The organism is Flavobacterium sp., assembly GCF_031411595.1.
Classification (GTDB): Bacteria; Bacteroidota; Bacteroidia; order Flavobacteriales; family Flavobacteriaceae; genus Flavobacterium.
In genome coordinates, this window is sequence record NZ_JANOBI010000030.1 from 21266 (window position 1) to 43646 (window position 22381).

General features: G+C 37.7%; 19 protein-coding genes. 3 read left to right on the plus strand and 16 right to left on the minus strand.

Features of this window, described 5'->3' with window-relative positions; translation table 11 throughout:
* Positions 1 to 3: 3 nt before the first annotated feature.
* From RMO03_RS06720 to RMO03_RS06750, 7 genes are all read right to left on the minus strand, one after another.
* A complete protein-coding gene (locus RMO03_RS06720) occupies positions 4 to 1392 on the minus strand; it encodes an alpha-amylase family glycosyl hydrolase (protein WP_309641327.1) in 1389 nt (462 codons plus the stop codon).
* A gap of 97 nt (positions 1393 to 1489) precedes the next feature.
* On the minus strand, positions 1490 to 1966 hold the full coding sequence (locus RMO03_RS06725) for an SgcJ/EcaC family oxidoreductase (RefSeq protein ID WP_309641328.1): 477 nt from the start codon (positions 1964 to 1966) through the stop codon (positions 1490 to 1492).
* 112 nt (positions 1967 to 2078) lie between these two features.
* A complete protein-coding gene (locus RMO03_RS06730) occupies positions 2079 to 4151 on the minus strand; it encodes a CotH kinase family protein (protein WP_309641329.1) in 2073 nt (690 codons plus the stop codon).
* 138 nt (positions 4152 to 4289) lie between these two features.
* Positions 4290 to 5678: a dihydrolipoyl dehydrogenase gene (lpdA, locus tag RMO03_RS06735; RefSeq protein ID WP_309641330.1), complete on the minus strand. Its 1389-nt coding sequence runs from the start codon at positions 5676 to 5678 to the stop codon at positions 4290 to 4292.
* Positions 5679 to 5783: 105 nt separating this feature from the next.
* Complete coding sequence (locus tag RMO03_RS06740) at positions 5784 to 7553, minus strand: ABC transporter ATP-binding protein (RefSeq protein ID WP_309641331.1); 1770 nt, start codon at positions 7551 to 7553, stop codon at positions 5784 to 5786.
* A 134-nt stretch (positions 7554 to 7687) separates the two neighbouring features.
* Positions 7688 to 8428, minus strand: coding sequence for a tRNA pseudouridine(38-40) synthase TruA (gene truA, locus RMO03_RS06745; protein WP_309641332.1), 741 nt, complete (start codon positions 8426 to 8428; stop codon positions 7688 to 7690).
* Between the two features lie 57 nt (positions 8429 to 8485).
* Positions 8486 to 9175, minus strand: a complete 690-nt coding sequence (locus RMO03_RS06750) for a TMEM175 family protein (RefSeq protein WP_309641333.1) — start codon at positions 9173 to 9175, stop codon at positions 8486 to 8488.
* A 297-nt stretch (positions 9176 to 9472) separates the two neighbouring features.
* On the opposite strand from RMO03_RS06750, the gene RMO03_RS06755 reads away from it, so the two are divergent.
* Positions 9473 to 9967, plus strand: a complete 495-nt coding sequence (locus RMO03_RS06755; protein ID WP_309641334.1) for a metallophosphoesterase family protein — start codon at positions 9473 to 9475, stop codon at positions 9965 to 9967.
* A gap of 228 nt (positions 9968 to 10195) precedes the next feature.
* On the opposite strand, the gene RMO03_RS06760 is transcribed toward RMO03_RS06755, so the two are convergent.
* Positions 10196 to 10609, minus strand: coding sequence for a DUF4293 family protein (locus tag RMO03_RS06760; RefSeq protein WP_309641335.1), 414 nt, complete (start codon positions 10607 to 10609; stop codon positions 10196 to 10198).
* Between the two features lie 185 nt (positions 10610 to 10794).
* Here RMO03_RS06760 and rho point away from each other — a divergent pair, with 185 nt between their 5' ends.
* The gene (gene rho / locus RMO03_RS06765; RefSeq protein ID WP_309641336.1) at positions 10795 to 12558 is read left to right on the plus strand and encodes a transcription termination factor Rho; all 1764 of its coding nucleotides are present in this window, start codon (positions 10795 to 10797) and stop codon (positions 12556 to 12558) included.
* A 108-nt stretch (positions 12559 to 12666) separates the two neighbouring features.
* Here rho and RMO03_RS06770 read toward each other — a convergent pair whose 3' ends face one another.
* The 4 genes from RMO03_RS06770 to RMO03_RS06785 form a co-directional block, all read right to left on the minus strand.
* A complete protein-coding gene (locus RMO03_RS06770; RefSeq protein ID WP_309641337.1) occupies positions 12667 to 13782 on the minus strand; it encodes an endonuclease in 1116 nt (371 codons plus the stop codon).
* Between the two features lie 13 nt (positions 13783 to 13795).
* Positions 13796 to 15013: a methyltransferase domain-containing protein gene (locus tag RMO03_RS06775; RefSeq protein ID WP_309641338.1), complete on the minus strand. Its 1218-nt coding sequence runs from the start codon at positions 15011 to 15013 to the stop codon at positions 13796 to 13798.
* Between the two features lie 52 nt (positions 15014 to 15065).
* Positions 15066 to 17042, minus strand: a complete 1977-nt coding sequence (locus tag RMO03_RS06780; RefSeq protein WP_309641339.1) for a KUP/HAK/KT family potassium transporter — start codon at positions 17040 to 17042, stop codon at positions 15066 to 15068.
* A gap of 154 nt (positions 17043 to 17196) precedes the next feature.
* Positions 17197 to 18420: a hypothetical protein gene (locus tag RMO03_RS06785; protein WP_309641340.1), complete on the minus strand. Its 1224-nt coding sequence runs from the start codon at positions 18418 to 18420 to the stop codon at positions 17197 to 17199.
* A gap of 149 nt (positions 18421 to 18569) precedes the next feature.
* Here RMO03_RS06785 and RMO03_RS06790 point away from each other — a divergent pair, with 149 nt between their 5' ends.
* Positions 18570 to 19616, plus strand: coding sequence for an oxidoreductase (locus tag RMO03_RS06790; protein ID WP_309641341.1), 1047 nt, complete (start codon positions 18570 to 18572; stop codon positions 19614 to 19616).
* Positions 19617 to 19620: 4 nt separating this feature from the next.
* On the opposite strand, the gene RMO03_RS06795 is transcribed toward RMO03_RS06790, so the two are convergent.
* From RMO03_RS06795 to RMO03_RS06810, 4 genes are read right to left on the minus strand one after another with little or no spacing between them, the layout of a single operon-like run.
* Positions 19621 to 20070, minus strand: coding sequence for a sensor of ECF-type sigma factor (locus RMO03_RS06795; RefSeq protein ID WP_309641342.1), 450 nt, complete (start codon positions 20068 to 20070; stop codon positions 19621 to 19623).
* 19 nt (positions 20071 to 20089) lie between these two features.
* Positions 20090 to 20503, minus strand: a complete 414-nt coding sequence (locus tag RMO03_RS06800) for a hypothetical protein (RefSeq protein WP_309641343.1) — start codon at positions 20501 to 20503, stop codon at positions 20090 to 20092.
* A gap of 30 nt (positions 20504 to 20533) precedes the next feature.
* On the minus strand, positions 20534 to 21073 hold the full coding sequence (locus RMO03_RS06805; RefSeq protein WP_309641344.1) for a sigma-70 family RNA polymerase sigma factor: 540 nt from the start codon (positions 21071 to 21073) through the stop codon (positions 20534 to 20536).
* A gap of 56 nt (positions 21074 to 21129) precedes the next feature.
* The gene (locus RMO03_RS06810) at positions 21130 to 22245 is read right to left on the minus strand and encodes a GyrI-like domain-containing protein (protein ID WP_309641345.1); all 1116 of its coding nucleotides are present in this window, start codon (positions 22243 to 22245) and stop codon (positions 21130 to 21132) included.
* Positions 22246 to 22381: the final 136 nt, after the last annotated feature.

Genomic DNA, 22381 nt, shown 5'->3' on the forward strand with positions numbered 1-22381 from the left:
CGTTTATTTTACTAAAACCAAATACTTCCAAGGTTCTAAGGTAATGACATCATCGCCTTTCAACGTAAAATCAGTATTAGAAAAAAGCTCTTTGTAAGTTCCCTTTTGGTATTTCGAATTCAATTTTACACTAACTGGCTTATCACTATAATTGATAATCGGAATCACCTGATTGTCGTCTTTACTTCTTGAAAACGAAATGACTTGCTCTGGTTTGTCATTAAAAATTCGAATCATAACACCGCCTTGTTCGCCATTCCATAAAGCATGATTCTGATGTTTTAAATCAAACAGCTTTTTGAATAATGTTTCGTAAGGCATTTTACTCCAATCAATCAAGTCTTTATCAAAAAATTTAAGCGATCGGTCAAGCCCGGCTTCTTGCCCGCCATAAACCAACGGCATACCATTGATGGTGCCACACAAAACCATCGATGCTTCTAGGCCATCGCCGAAATTGGCTTTCATATTGCCATTCCAAGAATTCATATCGTGATTGTCGGTGAAAACCATTCGGTAGCCATCGCGCGGGAAAGTGCTTACATCATGCGCCATATATTCGATTAGTCCGCCCAAAGGTTTGTGGTCGCGCGTTACGGCTGCCATTTTATCCCACAATGTCCAAGAATAGGTCATGTCGAAAGCTTTTTTGTGCAAGTCACGTGATTCCCATTCTGCGAGCATGAAAACGGGTTTCACAGCATCCATTTCTTCGCGTGCATTGTCCCAAAAATCAGTAGGAACAAAACCCGCAGTATCACAACGGTAACCATCAATGTCGAAATCTTTTACCCAATATACGAGCGCTTGGGTCATGTATTTTCGTATTCCCGGTTGTTCGTAATCAAAATCAATCACATCATCCCAATCGTACCATGGTGTTGGCTGAAAATGACCTTCAGGCGTTTTCGAATACCAATCCGGATGCTCTTTTGCCAGTGGATTGTCCCACGAAGAATGGTTCGCCACCCAATCCACAATAATATGCATGCCCATGCTGTGGATTTTGGTTACTAAATTTTTGAAATCGTCTTTGGTGCCAAATTCAGGATTGATTCCGTAATAATCTTTCACGGAATAATAACTACCCAAAGTGCCTTTTCTTTTTTCAACACCAATCGGATGAATCGGCATGAGCCAAATGATATCAACGCCCATCGCTTTGAGTCGTGGCAAATGCGATTCGAATGCTTTGAAAGTACCTTCAGGCGTAAACTGCCGAACATTGACTTCATAAATCGTAGCATTCTTGCTCCATTCGGGATGTTTGAGTTCAACATATTTTTTGGGTTGATAACGAGCATCATCAAGGGTTTCTTTTTTTTGAGTCGAATGACAACCGATGATGATGAAAGCGGTGAGAAGTGAAAGAAAGTACGGAGTAGATTTCATAAAAATAAATTTTAGCTTTATAAAGATATTATTTTTTGAAAATAAAAAGCCATTCTACTTGAGATCAATAGAATGGCTTTTTTGGGTGTTGTAATGATTATTTTGCTGCAGGTGGCATATCGGAATTGTAACAATCGCGATGCAACTTCCAAACGCCATCTTCCTTTTTAAACAATTCTAACGATTTTCCGGTATCGACTGTTTTACCGGTGATGTCGATAAAACTCCAGTTTTCTTCAGCAGTAAGCGTGTTGTCATCGCCCCAAACTTCGATGGTTTGAATCGCAAACTGTGGCATTCCGGCTTTCATCCATTGTCCGAATAGTTTTTGAATGTTGGCTCTTCCTTCGACGGCTTTTCCGTTGGGCTGCATGAATTTGGCATCTTTGGTATAGCAATTGGCCAAACCAACAGAATCTTTATTATTCATGGCTTCAACAAAATCTTTGCTTCTTTCTTCAACAGCGGCTTTGGCAGCAACGGGATCAAATGTTGCTACTGGTTCTTGTTTTTTGCAACTCGTGTTTAAAAATAAACTGAGTACGCCAATCATAGTAATGAACGTTGTTTTCATAATGAATCATGTAAAATTAAAGTTACTATTATTTTGGAATTCAAGTAAATTTAACTTTTTTTTAGTTAATGTGTTGTTTTTTAGCAGTATAAATTTTAAACACATTCCTTTTTTAATGCATGATTACTATTTTTTGAACACTCATTTGAACATTACTTTGATAGATTTTACAATAATAAATTCCATTAGCAAAACGCGCTACATTGATGGAAATATCTGATGTAATCAGGTTTGTTCTGTAGATTGACTTTCCGGAAGCATCAAAAATTTCTATAGATTCGGGTAAATTAGTATGGTTCTGAAAATGCAAATGCTCATTGGCAGGATTGGGATATAAAATAAAATTTTCTTCTTGACGCACTGGATTGACACTCAAATTGCAATTGTTGGCAACACCGGGAATATTCGCATCCAACCAAACCAAACGCAACGTAATCCAGTTTTTAAATTTGGTAATTTGATCTTCGAAAGTGGCTGGATCGGCTTCTATTTCGGGCGCTCCGGTATTCACACCCAGATTGCCCCACTTTTCAAAATGCCGCGATTGCGCTTCGGATAAATAATTCGCATAAGTATCGATGTCATTATTTAAAGCAGCATTGCTTAAAATTGTAGTTCTTAAAGTTTCCCATCGACAACGGAATTGGTTTTCGAAATTAGGATCTTGCATCAACCGAACATACCAACCCGAAGAATTCACATCGGGCGCACAATCGTTGATGTGATGTGCCCAACCCGAACCATCAGTAGCGGAAAAAATCGAACATTCATTAATGTTTTTCCAAGCCCAATCAAAATCCCAAACCGGACCGGCATTGAGTTTCGCAATGGCTGTGGCGGAATCTTTGTCTTTATGAAAGTAACTGCTCTTTTTAAAACCGTCATTATTTCTGGCCAATTCATTGACGATTAAATAATCAATAAAGGAATTGACATCAATGTATTTTGTGTAGCCATTAATAGGATCGGCATAATTAGGACTGTACAAAACCGTTTCAAATTGATTGATAAAATCTTCAATATAGCTTTTTTGTTGCGGCGTGATGTTGTCAGGTTTTGGATAATCATACACCAGATGCACATCGAGCTCAGGATGATCAATCGGATGAAAATTTGTAAGCCAACTGTTACTATCATCCCAATAATCATTTTTGATGATGTAACCGCCTGTGAGATCAATACCGGAATTTTCAGTAGTTTCTAATTTGGCAATAACAACGCGATTGTGGTCTCGTTTGATGCTTTCCATTAAAAGGTAAATCCCTTGATAAATTCCATTGACAACCACTTCACAATACTGACTTCTGGCAGCGTAATGTCCCATATCCGTAAAAAGATCATACGCCAATTTATTTCGCATGAAAACTTTATCATTGTAATTGGCAATCAAATTCCAATCATGTTCTTCGGGCATGCCCAACAAGGATACATTGAGTTCCGCATTTTCTGAATCTTGTGTTTCTATTTTGTATGGTTTCTGCGGCAAAGATTGCGAGTAAGCGCCACGAAATTCAATCGAAATATTGCCATTAAAATTATTTGGAGTATCAGTTGCAACATTTAAATTTCCTGTGCCATGATCTATAATACCCATTGTGGCATTGATTGGCGGTTCATTCGAAATGGGAGCGCCGCCGGTATTAATGATGACAATGGGCAAATTCGATGAAGTAAAAACAAAAGGTGTTGCAGCATTGCTCCCGAAAGAAATGCTCCAATTGTTGACAATGCCAATGTCTTGCGCATAAGTATCGATGATTCTCAGTTTCCAAACGCCATTTCCGTTTTGACCATTGTTGCAATTGCCGAGCGTTTCTTGCGGTTTGAAAGTTCCTGTAAATGGAGCCGTCGCCGTGTTGATTAAATTGGTTGATGATTGATTCAAACAAGTATCGGTAAAATTATCATTGCCGCCACCAATCCCGGAGAATAGATTGACGGTGGTTCCGTCGGGAGCGATTAGAAAAACATTCAAATCCGAATCGTAGGTATGTGAAATATTCAAACAAACTTGAACCAATCCCAATGACGCATTGAGTTGGTTTGAATCCAATCCTGAAACAGTTACCGTAAAATCATTCGCCTGTCCATCATCCGAAACAGTTCCGATAGTTCCCGAAAAAGTTTGGGAATTCGATATAGCTATAAAAAACAAGAAAAAAAGGAAAGACAATTTTTGTTTCATGGGAAATCAATGTCAAGTTTATTGAGATGTAAAGGTGAATCAAAGATATGTAAAATGAAATATAAAAAAATCCGTCCTGCTTTCACAAAACGGATTCTATCTAATAATATAAAGATCCAAAAATCTAATAATCTATATTTACAAGTGAATCACTTCCCCATAAGCATCAGCTACCGCTTCCATCACGGCTTCACTCATTGTTGGATGTGGGTGAATCGATTTCAAAATATCATGACCGGTTGTTTCTAATTTTCTTGCTACGACCGCTTCGGCAATCATATCGGTAACACCGGCGCCAATCATGTGGCAGCCCAACCATTCGCCATATTTTGCATCAAAAATCACTTTGACAAAACCATCCGGAGTTCCGGCAGCTTTCGCTTTTCCTGAAGCTGTGAATGGGAATTTTCCGATTTTCAATTCGTATCCTTTTTCTTTGGCTTGCTTTTCTGTCAAACCTACTGAAGCAATTTCCGGTGTAGCATAAGTACATCCCGGAACATTTCCGTAATCGATTGGTTGAACGTGAAGTCCGGCAATTTTTTCCACACAATTGATTCCTTCCGCAGAAGCTACGTGCGCTAAAGCTTGACCAGGGGTTACATCACCAATCGCGTAATATCCGGGAATGTTGGTTTGGTTGTAAGCATTGACCAAAATTTTGTCTTTGTCTACAGCAATACCACATTCTTCCAATCCGATATTTTCGATATTGGTTTTGATACCGACTGCTGATAGCAACATTTCCGCTTCTAAAGTTTCTTCGCCTTTGGCCGTTTTCACCGTGGCTTTTACACCTGAACCTGAAGTATCGATTTTCTCGACAGAAGAACTCGTCATGATTTTGACTCCGGCTTTTTTCATCGAGCGTTCCATTTGTTTGGAGATGTCTTCGTCTTCAACAGGAACGATGTTGGGCATGAATTCAACAATAGTTACATCAGTACCCATGCTGTTATAGAAATGCGCAAACTCAACTCCAATCGCACCTGAACCTACAATAATCATCGATTTTGGTTGGCTTGGCAACGTCATCGCTTGGCGGTAACCAATTACTTTGATACCATCTTGTGGCAAGTTTGGCAATTCACGAGAACGAGCGCCTGTTGCAATGATGATGTGATCTGCGGAATATTCGGTTACTTTTCCGTCAGCGGCAGTAACATCCACTTTTTTTCCTGGTTTCAATTTTCCGAAACCTTCAATCACATCGATTTTATTTTTTTTCATTAAGAATTGAACGCCTTTGCTCATACCGTCAGCCACACCGCGACTTCTGGCTACAACCGCATTAAAATCCTTATCGAAAGAAGAAACCGACAATCCGTAATCGGAAGCATGCTTTAGGTAATCAAAAACTTGTGCCGATTTTAGTAAGGCTTTGGTTGGGATACAACCCCAATTAAGACATACGCCACCTAAATTTTCTTTTTCAACTACGGCTACTTTAAAGCCCAATTGAGAAGCCCGAATTGCAGTTACATAACCACCGGGACCACTTCCTAAAACAATAATATCGTATTTCATTACTTGTATATTTAATATTTTATTTCTTGATTTTTACCTGAATAAATTGCGTTGCGAAATTAAACAATATTTCTCGAAAAATAATTACGAATTGAGAATTACGAATTACGAATTTTCAGAATCCGCTTCAACCAAAAACTGCGAGTAATATAAATTCTTATAATAGCCGTCGGAAATATTGAGCAACTCGATGTGGTTGCCTTGTTCTACTATCAACCCTTTGTCCATCACGACAATTTTATCAGCATTGACAATCGTCGCCAATCGGTGCGCAATGACAATCGATGTTCTGCCTGTGGTGATTTTTTGAGTAGCACTTTGTATCAATTCTTCAGAATACGTATCAATTGATGACGTGGCTTCATCCAAAATCAAAATACTCGGATTGCTTACATACGCTCTTAAAAAAGCAATCAACTGACGTTGCCCTGAAGACAACATGACGCCACGTTCTTTTACATTGTAATCGTAACCGTGAGGCAAACTCATAATAAAATCGTGCACGCCAATTTTTTGAGCGGCTTCAATCACTTCAGCTCGGGTAATATCAGGATTATTGAGTGTGATGTTGTTTAAAATCGTATCGGCAAACAAAAATACATCCTGCAAAACCACGGCTATTTGCTTTCTAATCGAACTCAAACTGTATTCGGTAATGTTTTTTTCATCGATGCAAATCGTTCCTTGATTAATTTCATAAAAACGATTCAGCAAATTAATGATTGTCGATTTTCCCGCTCCCGTTGCTCCAACAATCGCAATGGTTTCGCCTGCATTGACATTGAGATTGATGCCTTTGATGATTTCCTCATTCTCGATATAACTAAAATGCACCTCTTTAAATTCGATGCTACCTTCAAATTTTGGTGCTTCAATAATGCCTGTATCTTGAATCTGATCTTGCGTATCGATAATATCAAAAACACGATTGGCCGCAATCATACCCATTTGCATCTCATTGAATTTATCGGCAATCTGACGCAACGGATTGAACAACATTCCAATAAACATCGTATAGGAGAACAAATCTCCAAAAGTTGTAAAATGATCGCCATGTAGGATTTTAATTCCGCCAATCAATACGACAAAACCCAATGTCAGTGAAGTAATAATATCGGCAATCGGGAAAAAAATCGAGTTGTATAAAATGGTTTTAATCCAAGTTACGCGGTGTTTGTCATTGATTTCGCTGAACTTTTCCGCTTCGATATCTTCACGATTAAAAAGCTGCACGATTTTCATGCCCGTCACTCGTTCTTGTACAAACGTATTCATATTCGCCACTTGATTCCGCACATCTTCAAAAGCGACTTGCATTTTGCGTTGGAAAATTCTGGTAAAAAACAATAAAAGCGGCATCGCAACAATGACAATCCACGTGAGTTTCCAATTCATGTAAAACATAAAAATCAGCACCACGAACATTTTCATCAAGTCGCTCAGAATCATAAACAATCCTTGGCTGAAAATTTTGGCAATCTGCTCGATATCTGAAACCGAGCGCGTGACCAATTGCCCCACCGGCGCATTGTCGTAATAGCGCATTCTGAAACTCAGCATGTGCTGAAAGAGTTTGATTCGAATGTCTTTTACGATGTCTTGTCCGAGCCAATTCGCCCACAACACGAAGTAAAATTGAGAGAAAACCTCGAGCAGCAACACGATTCCCATAAGTGTAATGTAGAACAACAAGCCATGTGCGTCGTGGGTTTTGATATAGCCGTCAACGGTTTCTTTGAGCAAATACGGTCGCAATGCAGCGAAAATCGACAACGAAATCGCAAACGCAATCACGCTGTTGAACCGCCATTGATACGGTTTGGTGTATTTTAAAATTCGTTTAAAAACGAGGGTGTCAAATGCTTTTGCTTTCATTTTTGAGTTGCTGAGCGGCTGAGTCGCTAAGTTTCTGAGTTTCTTTTAGGAGCTAATCCTGCTTTCGCCTTTATCTTGTCATTGCGAGCTTGCGCGGCAATCTCCCAATACCAAGGATACCGGCTCAATCAGGGCTAGGGCTTTAAGTAATCATACACTATTTCGGTTAAATACAATCCGTGTGCAGGCACAGAAAATCCGGCTTCACTTCGGTTTTTACTTTTGATGATGGCTTCAAAATCGGTTAAGGTAATTTTATGCAATCCCACATTAATCAAAGTTCCAACTATGGCTCGCACCATATTGCGCAAGAACCGATCGGCGGAAATGGTAAAAATAAGATTATTATGGTTTCGAGTCCAAAGCGCGTTGGTGATTTTACAATCAAACGTGTTGACGTCGGTGTGCACTTTCGAGAAACATTCGAAATCGGTGTGGTTTAGTAAAATTTTCGCAGCTTCATTCATCAAATCAACGTCAAGTTTTTGCTGGTTGTACCAACTCAAATCACTTGAAAAAACATCTTTAAACGTATTGATATGGTATTCGTAAGTCCGTTTTTTAGCATCGAATCTGGCGTGTGCGTTGTCATGCACGGGAATAATTTCAAAAACGGCAATGTCTTTGGGTAAAAAAGAATTGAGTTTGTGCACGATGCTTTCGGATTCAAAAGGCTTGTCGAGATCGAAATGGGCGTACATGATTTTGGCATGAACACCGGTATCCGTGCGGCCCGCGCCCATGAGTTCAACGGTGGTGTTGAGCACGGTCGACATGGCTTTGGTTAAAGTTTCTTGTACAGAAGCAGCGTTGGGTTGGTATTGCCAGCCGTGATAATGGGTTCCGTTATAAGAAAATTTGATGAAGTATCTCAAGAGTTTGTGTACCTTTTTTGAGCGACAAAGTTACAAAGTTTTATTGTTGGCGAAAGGTTAAATTTTCGGAATTACAGCCATTTTCGATTTCTTTCTTTTAATAATGATGTTATAGATTACGGCAAAAACGGCCATCCACATGGTCGACATCGATTTCATGTTCGGATCCGGAATACACATGTAAGTCAAGACGACTAACATGCCGGCCAATGAAAAACCAATTAGGGATACTTTTCTTTTATACAATTCCGCTTGGTGTTCACTGAGGTCAATGTTCAAACGGATTGTTGGTCTTTGAACAATATAGCTGTAGAGTAGATATTGTGCTATGATGCAAAGCATGATCATTCCGAGATAGATAAAAAACGGAAGCATTTCTCCTTTAGATCTTGAAATCAGCGTGGCAGTGAATGGGAAAAGGCCAACAAAAAACAACAATAGCATATTGCGGATAACCAATCCTTTGTCGTAATCTTTGAGGATACTGAACATTTTAAGATGCTGGTACCAGACGGTTCCTATAAAGCCAAAACTAACAACATAAGCGAGTAGTGTAGGCAACAAATGAAATAACTGTTTTGGCAACATTTCATCGGTAAGGATTTCTGTTTCGGGAATTTTAATTTCAATAGCCATTAGTGTTATGACAATGGCGAATACTGCGTCGCTAAACAGGATCATGCGTTCGAGTTGAAATTCTTTTTTGATTTCTTCGCGGATAATTTCTTCGTTTTGATGTTGGCTCATCTGCTTAGGTTTAATGTTTTGTAAATCAAATCTATGAAAAAATTTATTTGCGGTGAAATTTTCTCGCGAAGACGCAAAGCCGCAAAAAGTGTTTGTAGTGATTTTTTATTTGGAATGAGATTGTTTATTTTTACCGATAACCCCCTAGCCCCGATAGAAGGGAAAATCCTTGGCATTGGGAGATTGCCGCGCAAGCTCGCAATGACAAGATTGGAATGATAGCGGGAAATAGCTCCTAAAATGAACGAACAGAATAACAATTAGAGATTGCTTCGCTGCGCTCGCAATGACGGTATTATGAAGAAAATCCTTTTGCTTTCCGATACGCACAGTCACATCGATGAGGTGATTTTGAAATATGTTGCTATGGCTGATGAGGTGTGGCATGCGGGCGATATTGGCAATCTTAATATGACCGATACTTTGAAAAAATTCAAACCATTGCGCGCTGTTTACGGCAATATTGATGATGATAAAGCGCGTATGGAATTTCCATTGCACAACCGTTTTTTCTGCGAAGGTGTTGATGTTTGGATTACACATATCGGTGGTTATCCTGGAAAATACAACCAGGAAATTCGGACTGAGATTACCAAAAATCCACCGAAGCTTTTTATTTGTGGGCATTCGCATATACTCAAAGTCATTTATGATAAGAAACTCAATTTGCTTCACATGAATCCTGGCGCTGCCGGAAAAAGTGGTTTTCATCAAGTGCGAACGATGTTGCGTTTTGTAATTGACGGTGAGGCGATTAAGGATTTGGAGATTGTGGAGTTGGGGAAGAAATAGACACGCTTCGCTATGGACACGCTACGCTACAGACACGGCTACGCCTTTAGACACGACCTTCGGGCTTTGGACACGCTTCGCTTTAGAATGTCCAACAATCCAAAGCCCGTAGGGCGTGTCTTAAGTGCAATGTGTCTAAAAATCTAAAAGGCGCAGCCGTGTCTAACAAAAAAAACCCGGACATACATCCAGGTTTTTCTTCGCACTAAATAAACTAAGTTTATAGGTTTATCTCAATCGGTCGACAGATTTTACGAGATCTTCATCCTTTTTGATGGCTTTGTTGGCCAGCACTAAAAAAACGATAGCAATAATCGGTAGAAACATCCCAATACCCTTCTCAGAAACCGTGACGGTTGCTCCAGATACGTTTAGCGAACGATATACAAATAAGCCTAATAAAATTAAATTTAATATGATATTCAATCTGCCTAACACAAATTGATGTTGTCTTTTTTTATAAAACAGTATGCTTAATAATGACAGCGATGTGCTCAAACCGAACAATATAGCATACAATTGATTGCTCATGAAGAACTCCTGTTGGTTGTTGCTCAATGTCCATAGTGGAAATACGAATGGCAATACACCGGTAACCACGAAAGCCAAAACCAAATAAACCGTTTGAATTCTTTGAATCATTTTTGTTTTATTGTGCCACAAAAATATATTTTCTTTTTAATAAATACTATTGTATGATAAATTTTTATTCGTATTATTGCATAACAAATTCGTAAGTACTTCATTTTACGACTCGTTCACAGCATAAAATTTCACTTCACATTTTATAGTCTATTCCAAATCAACCTAAAATTCAAAGAACATTCATGTTTGAAATTTCTGTATTAAAAGAAATGAAGCTTACTGAGCTTCAAGATATCGCTAAATTAGCAAAAACCATCAAGTTTAATGGCGTTAAAAAAGAAGCTTTAATCGATTTGATTATCAAGCATCAAGACGCTAGTGAAGCCAACAACAAAAAGGATTCTTCACCAGTAAAAGACGCTGAAGAAAAATCGAAAAGGCAAAGAATTACGGCTGAAAAAAAACCTGCAATTACTAAAGGAGCCACACTTTTTTCTGCTCCCGAAGAACCTGCAACAGTCAATGAACCTACACCGACTGAAGAAAATAGGACAGTAGAAAAAACTACTGAAAACAATAGTCCAAAAGTAATCAAATTCAAAAAAGCGGATTACGAAAAAAAGATAGCCAAAAGAGCAGAGAAAGCTACAACACAGGAAGTTTCCGAAGTGGTTGAAACCGAAGCATCGGAACCTACAGAAGAAAACGCGGTTGCAGTTCCTGAGAAAAAAATAAACCCGAATCAACTTCACAAACAGAATCAAAACCAAAACGGTAACCAAAACGGAAACGGAAATGGCAACCCAAATGGCAATGGTAACGGAAGTAACGGCAACCAAAATCCAAATTTCAAAAATAAAAAGAATAATTTTCGCGATGCAGATTTCGAATTCGACGGCATCATTGAAAGTGAAGGTGTTTTAGAAATGATGCCTGACGGTTATGGATTTTTGCGTTCGTCAGATTACAATTATTTAGCATCACCTGATGATATTTATTTATCGACTTCCCAAATTCGTTTGTTTGGTTTGAAAACTGGTGATACTGTAAAAGGTGTTGTGCGTCCACCAAAAGAAGGCGAGAAGTTTTTCCCTTTGGTACGCGTTTTAAAAATCAACGGACATGACCCACAAGTGGTTCGTGATCGTGTATCTTTTGAGCATTTGACACCGGTATTTCCAACCGAAAAATTCAGATTGGCTGAAAAAGGAAGCTCGATTTCCACAAGAATTATTGATTTGTTTTCTCCAATCGGGAAAGGCCAACGTGGTATGATTGTCGCGCAGCCGAAAACCGGTAAAACAATGTTATTGAAAGACATTGCGAATGCCATTGCAGCGAATCATCCTGAAGTTTATTTATTGGTGTTACTCATAGACGAACGTCCTGAGGAAGTTACCGATATGCAGCGTTCTGTTCGTGGTGAAGTGATTGCTTCAACGTTCGACAGAGAGCCGCAAGAGCACGTGAAAATCGCCAATATTGTTTTGGAAAAAGCAAAACGCTTGGTAGAATGTGGTCACGATGTTGTGATTTTATTAGATTCGATTACGCGTTTGGCAAGAGCTTATAATACGGTACAACCAGCTTCTGGAAAAGTATTGAGCGGTGGTGTTGATGCCAATGCATTGCAAAAACCAAAACGATTTTTCGGAGCGGCAAGAAATGTAGAGAACGGCGGTTCGTTGAGTATTATCGCGACGGCATTGACCGAAACCGGTTCTAAAATGGATGAAGTGATTTTTGAAGAATTTAAAGGAACAGGTAATATGGAATTGCAATTGGATCGTAAGATTGCGAACAAACGTATTTTTCCTGCGATTGATTTGACTTCATCAAGCACAAGAAGAGACGATTTATTACTCGATGAAAAAACACTGCAACGCATGTGGATTATGCGTAAATATTTATCGGATATGAATCCGGTGGAAGCGATGGATTTTATCAATGATCGTTTTAAGAAAACTAGAAATAATGAAGAGTTTTTGATTTCGATGAATGACTAGTCAATTAAAAATTAATAATAAAAAAAGCTCCAATTCTATTGGAGCTTTTTTGTTGGATAAAAAAATGCCTTCAACTACTGAAGGCATTTTAAATGTAAAGGTTATATTTTAGTTGACGATTACTTTCTTAGTAATTGATTTTCCTGCTGATGTTGCTTTCATAAAATAAAAACCTGAAGGCAGATTTTCTAATGTATAAGCATTGTTTTCTAACATTGGATTTTTGATTTCTTGTATCAACTGTCCGTTAATGGTAATCAACTGAATGTCTTCGAGATTTAAAGTACTACTGATGGTAATCGTGTGATTGTTTGTTGGATTGGGATATACTGAAATCGCAGATTCTAAAGCAATAAAGTTTTCATTGGCTAAAGCAATACAAGCAGTATTCCATACTTGACAAACATATTCCGGATGATCGATATACGGATTTCTATTATTTTGACGGGCGTAAACCGCGTTATTTCTATCGATTTCTCTTTGGCTTACAGGATCTAAATTATTCCATGTAAGTAAAATGCTTAAAAAGGTTGGGTTGAAAACCTGATCGCTTGTATTGTTGAACATTGGAAAGGTATACCCGGCAACTACATCTTCATAACGCGTGGCAAAATATAAAATACAACGTGCAATATCGCCTTTAAATTCATCGATAGGTTCAAAAACAACTCCGGTGTAACCCGCAGAATACCCTGAATTTAAGTTAGAACCTCTTTTAGTTCCATTGGTGGATGTCCAATTCGCAACACCTACTTTTCCAAACGGCAAATCACCTCGTTGTGCATTCACGTGTTTGTCGGAAGGCAAAACAAAATGAGCATCCGAATACATTGGTGTTGCAGAACCAAAAACAGATTGCGGTACTAAGTGTTCTCTGTTGTAACGTTCGCATTCGTTGTTTCCAAGGGTTCCGTCGTCTTGATTGGTTCCGTAGGTGAATTCACATTCAGCACCGGTTGGATTTTCAGTATAATTATCCAACATGGTTCCGTCATTTTCGTAGTAAAAATCTTTATCAGAAGTAGTATAAGTAGTATACAATCCGGCATAACCTCGGTCATTATGGCCGTTAATGATATTGTATAATTGTGTTTTTAAAGTATATCCGGTTCCAGTAGCTGTATTGTAATAACCACTCGGAATGGAAGCGCTGTTTCGTTGTAATGCTTGAGCAAATCCAATGGTTAATGAAAATAATAATAGTAGGGAAAGTAATTTTTTCATAAATGAGGTTAAATTAAATTGTTTTGCGTTCGAGCAACGCCATATAAAATCCATCGAATCCGGATTCGGAAGCCAGAATTTTTGAATCCTTAACAAAGGTAAATGTTTTACCAGTTTCGGTAGTTAAGAAATGCTTAATTTGTTCTTGATTTTCAGAAGGCAATACAGAGCAAGTGGCATAGACTAATTTTCCGCCTGGTTTTACGATTCTAGCATAGCTTTCTAAAACTTCCGATTGCACTTTTCTGATATTATCGATGAATTCGGGTTGCAATTTCCATTTGGCATCGGGGTTTCTTTTTAAAACACCCAATCCGCTGCATGGTGCGTCAATTAAGACTCGGTCGGCTTTATCGTATAGTTTTTTGATGATTTTTGTCGAATCGATGATGCGGTATTCAATATTGAAAGCGCCGTTTCTTTTGGCACGTAATTTCAATTGTTTGAGTTTGCTTTCATACAAATCCATCGCGATTAATTGCCCTTTGTTTTCCATTAAAGAAGCAATGTGTAAGGTTTTTCCACCAGCTCCTGCGCAAGTATCGACTACCCGCATACCAGGTTTAACATCTAAAAATGCAGCAACTAATTGCGAATTGGCATCTTGCACTTCGAAGAAGCCATCTTTAAAAGCATCGGTTAGAAATACGTTGGCTCTTTCTTTGAGAACCAAGGCATCGGGTTGGTCTTTTAGAAATTCGGTTTCGATGTTTAAGTCCATAAGAATGGCTCTTAATTTTTCTTTAGTCGTTTTAAGCGTATTGACTCTCAGAATCACTTTCGCAGGTTGATTTTGAGCGGCAATTTCTTTGTTCCAAACTTTTTCACCCAATTCTTTTACGCCTAGTTCATCCATCCAATCAGGAATCGATTCGCGGAATGTTCTGATTTTGGATAGTTCATCAAAACGGCCTTTTATTTTGCGTTCCGGAGTGCCTTCTAACTGTCTCCAATCGGGAATTGGATAGCCTCTTAGAACGGCCCAAACGGCAAACATTCTCCATAAATTATCGCGATCGTAAGGTTCTTTAACTTCGGCGATTTCGGCGTACAAACGTTTCCAACGCACGATTTCATAGATGGTTTCAGCGACGAATTTTCGATCTGAACTTCCCCAGCGTTTGTCTTTTTTTAAGGCTCGTGCTACTACTTTATCGGCATATTCTCCTTCATTAAAAATCGCATTCAAAGAATCGATAGTAGTGTATACTAAATTTCGGTGTAATCTCATTTTTTGTAATTGAGGTGCAAAGGTACTACTTAAAGCTGGGTTTGCAAGCCCTTTAATTGATGCGTGTTAGGCATATTTTTTCAGGCGGATGCAGTACCATCGGGAATTTTTCAATCTTCACCGAGCTGCTGTCCAATCCGAATCCGTTTTCTTCAGATAAACTGAATTTTTTGATTAGGAAATAAGTATTCATAATCACTTTTTCATGCCAAAGTAAATCACTGTCGTTGGATAAGAACTTTTCAGAAAGCACGAATTTAAAATCCCCAAGAATGTTGTTTTTGTTTAAAGATTCGTAGCGGCTGGTCACATCGACTTCGCCATTTTTCACCATATCGGTAAGCACTTCTTTAAACATTAAATTGATTTTCGTTGGTTCACGGAAACCCAAATTGAAATCGATTCGGAACAAATCATCTTTGATGACTTCGGTAACTTTGTATTCGGAACGGTAAGGTTCGCTCAAAATATTGACGTGAACAAACCAATAAATATCGGCTCTTTTCGGACGTTTTTGCAAGATAGAATACATTACTTTTTCTTCAATTTCATCGACTCTTCCGGCGTTGGTCATATAAACCAAGTGCGTGGCGTATTTTGGTATGGATAAATCGACGCTGAGTTCAGCGAGTACTTTTTTATAGTTGTCGATTTTCACAAATTTCGTATAGGTTTTACTAATCTGTTTCGCCATATACCAAGTCGTCATAATTGAAATTAATGCAATGGCAATGATTAATGTTACGTAACCGCCATCGGCAAATTTGGTAATGTTGGCAAACAAGAAACTCAATTCAATGATTAAATAAATGGTGATTAGTGGCACTAGAAAATACCATTTCACCCGTCTTATAATCAGATAATAATTGAGCAATATCGTCGTCATGATCATACACAAAATAATCGCCAATCCGTAGGCATGCTCCATATTGCTGGATTCTTCGAAGTGAAGTACTATTCCGATACAACCTAATAAAAGCAACCAGTTTATCGATGGAATGTAGAGTTGACCTTTCAATTCCGTTGGATATTTTATTTTTACTTTGGGCCAGAAATTCAATCGCATGGCTTCATTAATCAATGTAAATGAACCGCTGATTAAAGCTTGTGAAGCGATTACAGCAGCCATTGTAGCCACCACGATTCCAACAGGTTGAAACCAACTTGCCATTGACAAATAAAAAGGATTGGCATTAGAACCACCTAAACTTCTTAAAGTTTCCCCTTCATGCTTAATTAAGTAAGCGGCTTGACCAAAGTAATTCAGAATCAATGTAATTTTTACAAAAATCCAACTGATGCGAATGTTCTTTCTGCCGCAATGTCCCATGTCAGAATACAACGCTTCGGCTCCGGTGGTACAAAGGAAAACAAATCCCAATACGAAGAAACCTTCAGGATTGACTCCGTCATCGGCGATTAATATTTTATATGCATAGTATGGGTTGACGGCCTTTAGAACCTCATAATTACCCATGATTTGCAGGAAGCCAACAGCGCCTAGCATAAAGAACCACAGCAACATGATTGGTGCAAAGAATTTTCCGACGAGCTTGGTTCCAAATTGTTGAATGGTGAATAATGCCACCAAAATTCCAATAACGATAGGTACGGTGTTGATATGTGGATAAAAAGTTCGAACGCCTTCAACAGCTGAGGAAACGGAAATGGGTGGTGTGATAATGCCATCGGCTAATAATGCACTACCGCCGATAATTGCGGGAATGATAAGCCATTTGATTTTGGTTCGTTTGACCAATGCATATAGCGCGAAGATTCCACCTTCACCGTGGTTGTCGGCACTTAATGTGATGAGAACGTATTTGATTGTAGTTTGTAAAGTCAATGTCCAAAAGACTAACGAAATGCCACCCAGAACCAATTCTTTATTGATGGCGAAATCAAGCCCAAGAATGGCTTTCATTACATACAAAGGAGAAGTTCCAATATCGCCATAAATAATCCCTAAAGAAATTAGCAATCCACCTAAAGTGAGTTTACTGTGTAGGCCGTGATGTTGAGAGCTCATAAAAAACTATTAAAAAAAGAGGACAAATTTACTATTATAAATACATATTCATTAAAAATCGCCATTTATTTTTAGCAAAGTAATTTGACTTGAAGTGTTATAAAATAAAAAACACCGCATAAGCAGTGTTTTTATTAGGACATTTGTGAATTGTTTATCTTCTGTTTCCTCTTTCATTTGAAGATCTTTCACCTCGTGAAGAACCTGAATTGTTATTTCTAGTTTCCGTTCTTTCATGGCTTCTACCTTCATTAGAATTGGTTGGTGATTTAACACCTGAATTAGAATAATCGTATCTCGTAGTGCTTTCAGTTCTGGTTCTTTGTCCTCCATTGCTATTATTTAAAGAACCATTGCTGGATTTGATTGGAATATTGGATTCTGAATGTTGACGTCCGCCAATGTTCGTTTCGTTTCTTGTACTTTGTTTGATCGGATCGTTGTTTCTTCCATTGCTTCTTGTGGTGTATGGCGCATCGTTTCTTGTACTTTGCTTAATCGGATCGTTGTTTCTTCCGTTGCTTCTTGTGGTGTATGGCACGTCGTTTCTTACACTTTGTTTGATAGGATCGTTGTTTCTTCCATTTCTGGTATTGTTGTAAGCCAAATCATCACGAGTGCCAACAGTTCTTACATTTCTTGTACGGTCTAATTCATATCGATTAGCATAATTATTATTTCTGTATGTAAAAGCCCGGGTTGGATAAGTTCTCTCACAATAATTGCCTCTTATCGGTTGATGCATAACTACTGCTCGAGTGCATCTTCTAGTTGTAACATAGTCATAATGATTATTAAAATTGATATGGATGCCGATGTTATGACGGTATCTAAAAACCGGACAAGGATTCCATGCATAATAATACGTCGGATAATAATTCCAGAACCAAGTAGAACAATAAGGTCTGTAATGTGGTGCCCAAAAAGTAGCGTAAATGATTGGAGTTGCTACATAAACAGGTTCGTAAATATAATTTTGTCCGTACATATAAACATCACCAACAACTTGCACTTGCACCTGATTGTTGCGGTCTCTTTCTACTTCAATCGTGGCTACATCTTGAAAAGTATCTTTTCCTAAAACAGATTGAATGATGATTAAATGGGTGTTGTCTTCAACCGATTCAATGACTCTTAAATAGTCCACTTGATTATCTTCGTTTAAATCTAAATTAGAAATTTGAATTTTCGGATCATTCAATTGTCTTTCGAAATCATCCAAATTTTTAGCATCACCAAAAATGGAAGCAATCGCTCTAAGGTCTAAATTATCACTAATTTCTGAACTCGTAGCATTAACAGTCGTTCGGTCTTGAGCTAATATCGGTGAGGCAAAAAGGAAAGCAAAACAAGCGGAAAGAATAATTCTGGTTTTCATGACTTTGGTTTTTTGATTAATAATAGATTGATTAACAACTAAAGGAATAATTGTTCGTTTGATGCCGGTTTTCCAATTACTGTGCCACTAAGTTTTTATGAAATCCCATTTTTATGTTAATAGTTGTAAATTAGCTTAAAATAGTACCAATGAAAATCACACTAGTTTCATTATTATGTTTACTTTCAGCATGTGCTGTAAAAAACAAGCATGCAACAACTGATTTTTTTCAATCGGTTACTGTTGATACACTTTTAAAAGAAAAAATCAATTCTCGTGCGATTATTCCAACTGCGGATAAAGTCTATTATGCAGGTGGCAACGGGATTTTCGGTTTCGTGAATTATGCTGATAAAAAGAAAACCCAAGTTAATATCGATGTTTCTAAAAATCCAATGGAATTCAGAAGTATCGCTAAAACTTCAAATGCTATTTTTGTTTTGAGTATAGGAAATCCGGCGCAACTTTATAAATATTCTAATGATTTAATCGAAAAGAAATTGGTTTATAAAGAAACCCACGACAAAGCCTTTTACGACAGCATGCAATTTTGGAATGAGAATGAAGGCATTGCGATTGGAGACCCGATTGCAGATTGTTTTTCAATCATTATCACTCGAGATGGTGGTAATTCATGGCGAAAAAGTACTTGTGAAAATTTACCTAAAGTAATCGATGGCGAAGCCGCTTTTGCCGCCAGTAACAGCAATATTATCATCAAAGAAAATGACACTTGGATTGTCTCGGGCGGAAAGAAAGCAAGGGTTTTTTATTCATCAGATAAAGGCAATCATTGGCAGGTTTTCGAAACACCAATGGTGCAAGGTTTAGAAATGACCGGAATTTATACAGCGGATTTTTATAATAGTAAAATAGGTGTAATCGCTGGCGGAAATTATGAAAAGCAAAACGACAATTTCTCAAACAAAGCCATGACCTTCGATGGCGGAAAAACGTGGAAATTGGTTGGCGAAAATCAAGGATTTGGTTATGCTTCGTGCATGCAATTTGTTCCTGAAAGTAATGGTTCAGCGTTGGTTTGTGTTGCTGGAAACGGATTGTATTATTCTCATGATTTTGGAGCAACTTGGACCATGTTATTAGAAACTAAAGAATTATACACATTGCGATTTTTAAACAAAAACACCGCAATTGCTGCAGGCAGAAGCGGTGTTTTTAAAATTAATTTTAATTAACCAATTAATCTTTATTGTTATCTCGGTATTGTTTCAATAATTTTCGATTGAACCCTTCTTCCGATTTTTTGAGTTTGATGATTTTAATAGGAGGAATGACGCCTTTTAAATTGGCAATGAATTTTTTTCGCAACTGATACAATTCATCTTCGGTACTTTCCATTTGATTTAAAAACGCAATCGCTTCTTTATCGCTCATTTTATCAATTTCGATGCCTTCCATTCGATCGAAATAAGCCCGTTTTTTTTCCTGTTTTAATTCTTTTTGCTTGTCATCAAAAGCATTATATAAGGGCCAAAATTTTGTAGCTTCTTCAGAAGTAAGTTTCAGTTCGTCTGTAATATAAGCCACTTTAAGTGCTTTGATTTGCTCTTTTTTTTGTTTCAAAAACGGTTGCGCAAACGAAGCAGTAGTTAATAACAGCAATAAGAAAATAGTTTTATAGGTTTTCATGATGTTTGTTTTAGGATTCTTAATCAACAATATAATCTTCAATTTGGCCATCGGCAGTTAAAATATCTTCAAGCTCTTGGTCATCTATTTTTAAATCGATTTTCATTTTTTGAATGTCTTCTTCATTAAGCAATTCAACAATATCATCATTAGAAATGTCAGCATTATTGGCGAGATAATTTTCTAAAGTGCCTTTGTCGATTTCAGTTGACGAAGTATTCATATAATTAATCAACGGAATACTTAAGCCAATTATAAAAACTGCGGCAACAGCCAACATCCAAGTTTTTCTTTGCGAGAATAACGAAATGACTGGCATTTCTTGTTCTTGCAATCGTTGATTTACTTTACTTTGAAAGTTATCAAAATAACCATCCGGAGCTTTAAATCCGCTGGTTATTTTAGGTTCATTATCTAGTTTAAATGCTTTCATGGTCGTTGGACAAATTTAATGGAATTAAGTTTAATTGGATGTCATATAATTTTCAATCTTCTTCACCGCATGATGATACGAGGCTTTCAACGCGCCGACTGAAGTGCCCAGAATTTCGGACATATCTTCGTATTTAATTTCGTCATAATACCGCATCTTAAAAACTAATTGCTGTTTTTGCGGCAAAAGTGCAATCGATTTTTGTAGTTTGATTTGAATTTCATTGCCATCAAAATACTCATCTGCTTTCAAGTTTTCTACAATTCTGGTCTGCAAAGCTTCACTCGTAATGCCATTTTGTTTGGCTTTTTTGTTGATGAATGTAATGGCTTCATTCGTGGCGATACGATACATCCAAGAGAATAATTTGCTTTCCCCTTTGAAGTTTTTGAGATTTTGAAAGATTTTTACAAATGTATTCTGCAACACATCATCAGCATCGTCATGGTTGAGAACAATGTTGCGAATGAGGCTGTATAAAGGTCTTTGATAATCGGACAAGAGTTTTTGAAACGCAACATTTTGCGTCTTGGGATCCAATAAAGTTGCTATGAATTCTTGTTCTTCCAATCCACTTTTTTTATTGGAGTTTATTTTACGCCAATGGTTTAACGCCTCGCCTAAAATTAAGGAGTTTTATTTTCTGTTGTAGTAGCAGTTGGAGTTTCAGTTGGTTGACTCGTAGTAGTTTGTGTTGGAATTACAGGTTTAGGAGTCGCAATAGTTTTCGATTTTATCGGAACATAAATTTCAGTAACCCATTGTGATGGATTCGCAATCTGAACCATATTCTTACTATAAATTTCAATATGAGCGCCTTCTGTGTTTTCGGTCAAATTGTTCTTTTTGACATAATCAACGGTTTTGTTCCAAGCTTCACGAGTATGAGAATAATCACCGATTAAAGTGGTTTTTACGGCTTGAAAAGGGTAGAGCAATCCAGAAGTAATATCGCTGCCATCACTCGTATGAATTTCATCTTTGACCGGAATGCAAACCGACAATTTACTGATGCCATTCGCCGTGTCATAAGTATGATAAATGACAAACGGTTTTCCATACATCACCAAATGATTCTTACCGAAAAAGCGCGTCATCTGCGGAATCATAATGCGAAGATTGTAAGGAATTTTGCTGATTTTACTCGTAATGGTCTGCTTCAAGTAAAAGGTTCCGGTTTTTTTAACCAAGCCATCCACTTTGATTTTATAAGTATTGATTTCATAAACCAACGTCTTATCAAGATTGGCCAGTGTTTTCTCTTGCATACTTCCGAATGCTTGCGACGCACCACCTTTGAAAAGCGAATACATTTTAAACTTAAAAGGCATCGTTCCTTTCGAACGCCAAGTGATTTTTGTTCCGCCAAGTGTGTCTTTAAATGTCCAAGTTGATTCTGATTCCGAACCATTAATATTTAAGGTTTGTCGAATAAACTCACTGTCTTTCAAAGCGATAGTTTTCATATTACCATCGCCATCGGCACTTTTCCAAGAATACGAACCGCCATTACCAACGGTGTTTTTAGGATAATAAAATTGCGCTTTTGGATCTTCTTTTTTCCACGAAACAAAAGTTTCCCAATTTCTGTAATCGTTAACGTAATTGAATAAAGTGGCTTTCGGAGATTTAATAAAAGCAGTTGTTTTTACATCAAAATCGCCTTTAAGTGTTGCAACATAAACCGTCGATGCAAAAAGTGCCAAAAGTAAAAGCAGGAAAAGATATTTGAGGATTCTCATAGTTCATGGGTTGGTACTTGGTAAAGTTAGAAATTTAATTCACATTCTCTGCCCATTTTATAAAATCATTGGGTCAATATCGACTTTTATTTAATCGTATTTTTTAGTGAAACTATGTTTATATTTGTTTGCGATT

Coding starts and splice junctions, on each gene's coding strand:
- RMO03_RS06785 (WP_309641340.1), bottom strand. CDS start 18,420: ATGAAAACCAGAATTATTCTTTCCGCTTGTTTTGCTTTCCTTTTTGCC.
- RMO03_RS06770 (WP_309641337.1), bottom strand. CDS start 13,782: ATGAAAAAATTACTTTCCCTACTATTATTATTTTCATTAACCATTGGA.
- RMO03_RS06730 (WP_309641329.1), bottom strand. CDS start 4,151: ATGAAACAAAAATTGTCTTTCCTTTTTTTCTTGTTTTTTATAGCTATA.
- rho (WP_309641336.1), top strand. CDS start 10,795: ATGTTTGAAATTTCTGTATTAAAAGAAATGAAGCTTACTGAGCTTCAA.
- RMO03_RS06810 (WP_309641345.1), bottom strand. CDS start 22,245: ATGAGAATCCTCAAATATCTTTTCCTGCTTTTACTTTTGGCACTTTTT.
- RMO03_RS06760 (WP_309641335.1), bottom strand. CDS start 10,609: ATGATTCAAAGAATTCAAACGGTTTATTTGGTTTTGGCTTTCGTGGTT.
- RMO03_RS06800 (WP_309641343.1), bottom strand. CDS start 20,503: ATGAAAGCATTTAAACTAGATAATGAACCTAAAATAACCAGCGGATTT.
- RMO03_RS06720 (WP_309641327.1), bottom strand. CDS start 1,392: ATGAAATCTACTCCGTACTTTCTTTCACTTCTCACCGCTTTCATCATC.
- RMO03_RS06740 (WP_309641331.1), bottom strand. CDS start 7,553: ATGAAAGCAAAAGCATTTGACACCCTCGTTTTTAAACGAATTTTAAAA.
- RMO03_RS06795 (WP_309641342.1), bottom strand. CDS start 20,070: ATGAAAACCTATAAAACTATTTTCTTATTGCTGTTATTAACTACTGCT.
- RMO03_RS06775 (WP_309641338.1), bottom strand. CDS start 15,013: ATGAGATTACACCGAAATTTAGTATACACTACTATCGATTCTTTGAAT.
- RMO03_RS06790 (WP_309641341.1), top strand. CDS start 18,570: ATGAAAATCACACTAGTTTCATTATTATGTTTACTTTCAGCATGTGCT.
- RMO03_RS06725 (WP_309641328.1), bottom strand. CDS start 1,966: ATGAAAACAACGTTCATTACTATGATTGGCGTACTCAGTTTATTTTTA.
- RMO03_RS06780 (WP_309641339.1), bottom strand. CDS start 17,042: ATGAGCTCTCAACATCACGGCCTACACAGTAAACTCACTTTAGGTGGA.
- RMO03_RS06755 (WP_309641334.1), top strand. CDS start 9,473: ATGAAGAAAATCCTTTTGCTTTCCGATACGCACAGTCACATCGATGAG.
- lpdA (WP_309641330.1), bottom strand. CDS start 5,678: ATGAAATACGATATTATTGTTTTAGGAAGTGGTCCCGGTGGTTATGTA.
- RMO03_RS06750 (WP_309641333.1), bottom strand. CDS start 9,175: ATGAGCCAACATCAAAACGAAGAAATTATCCGCGAAGAAATCAAAAAA.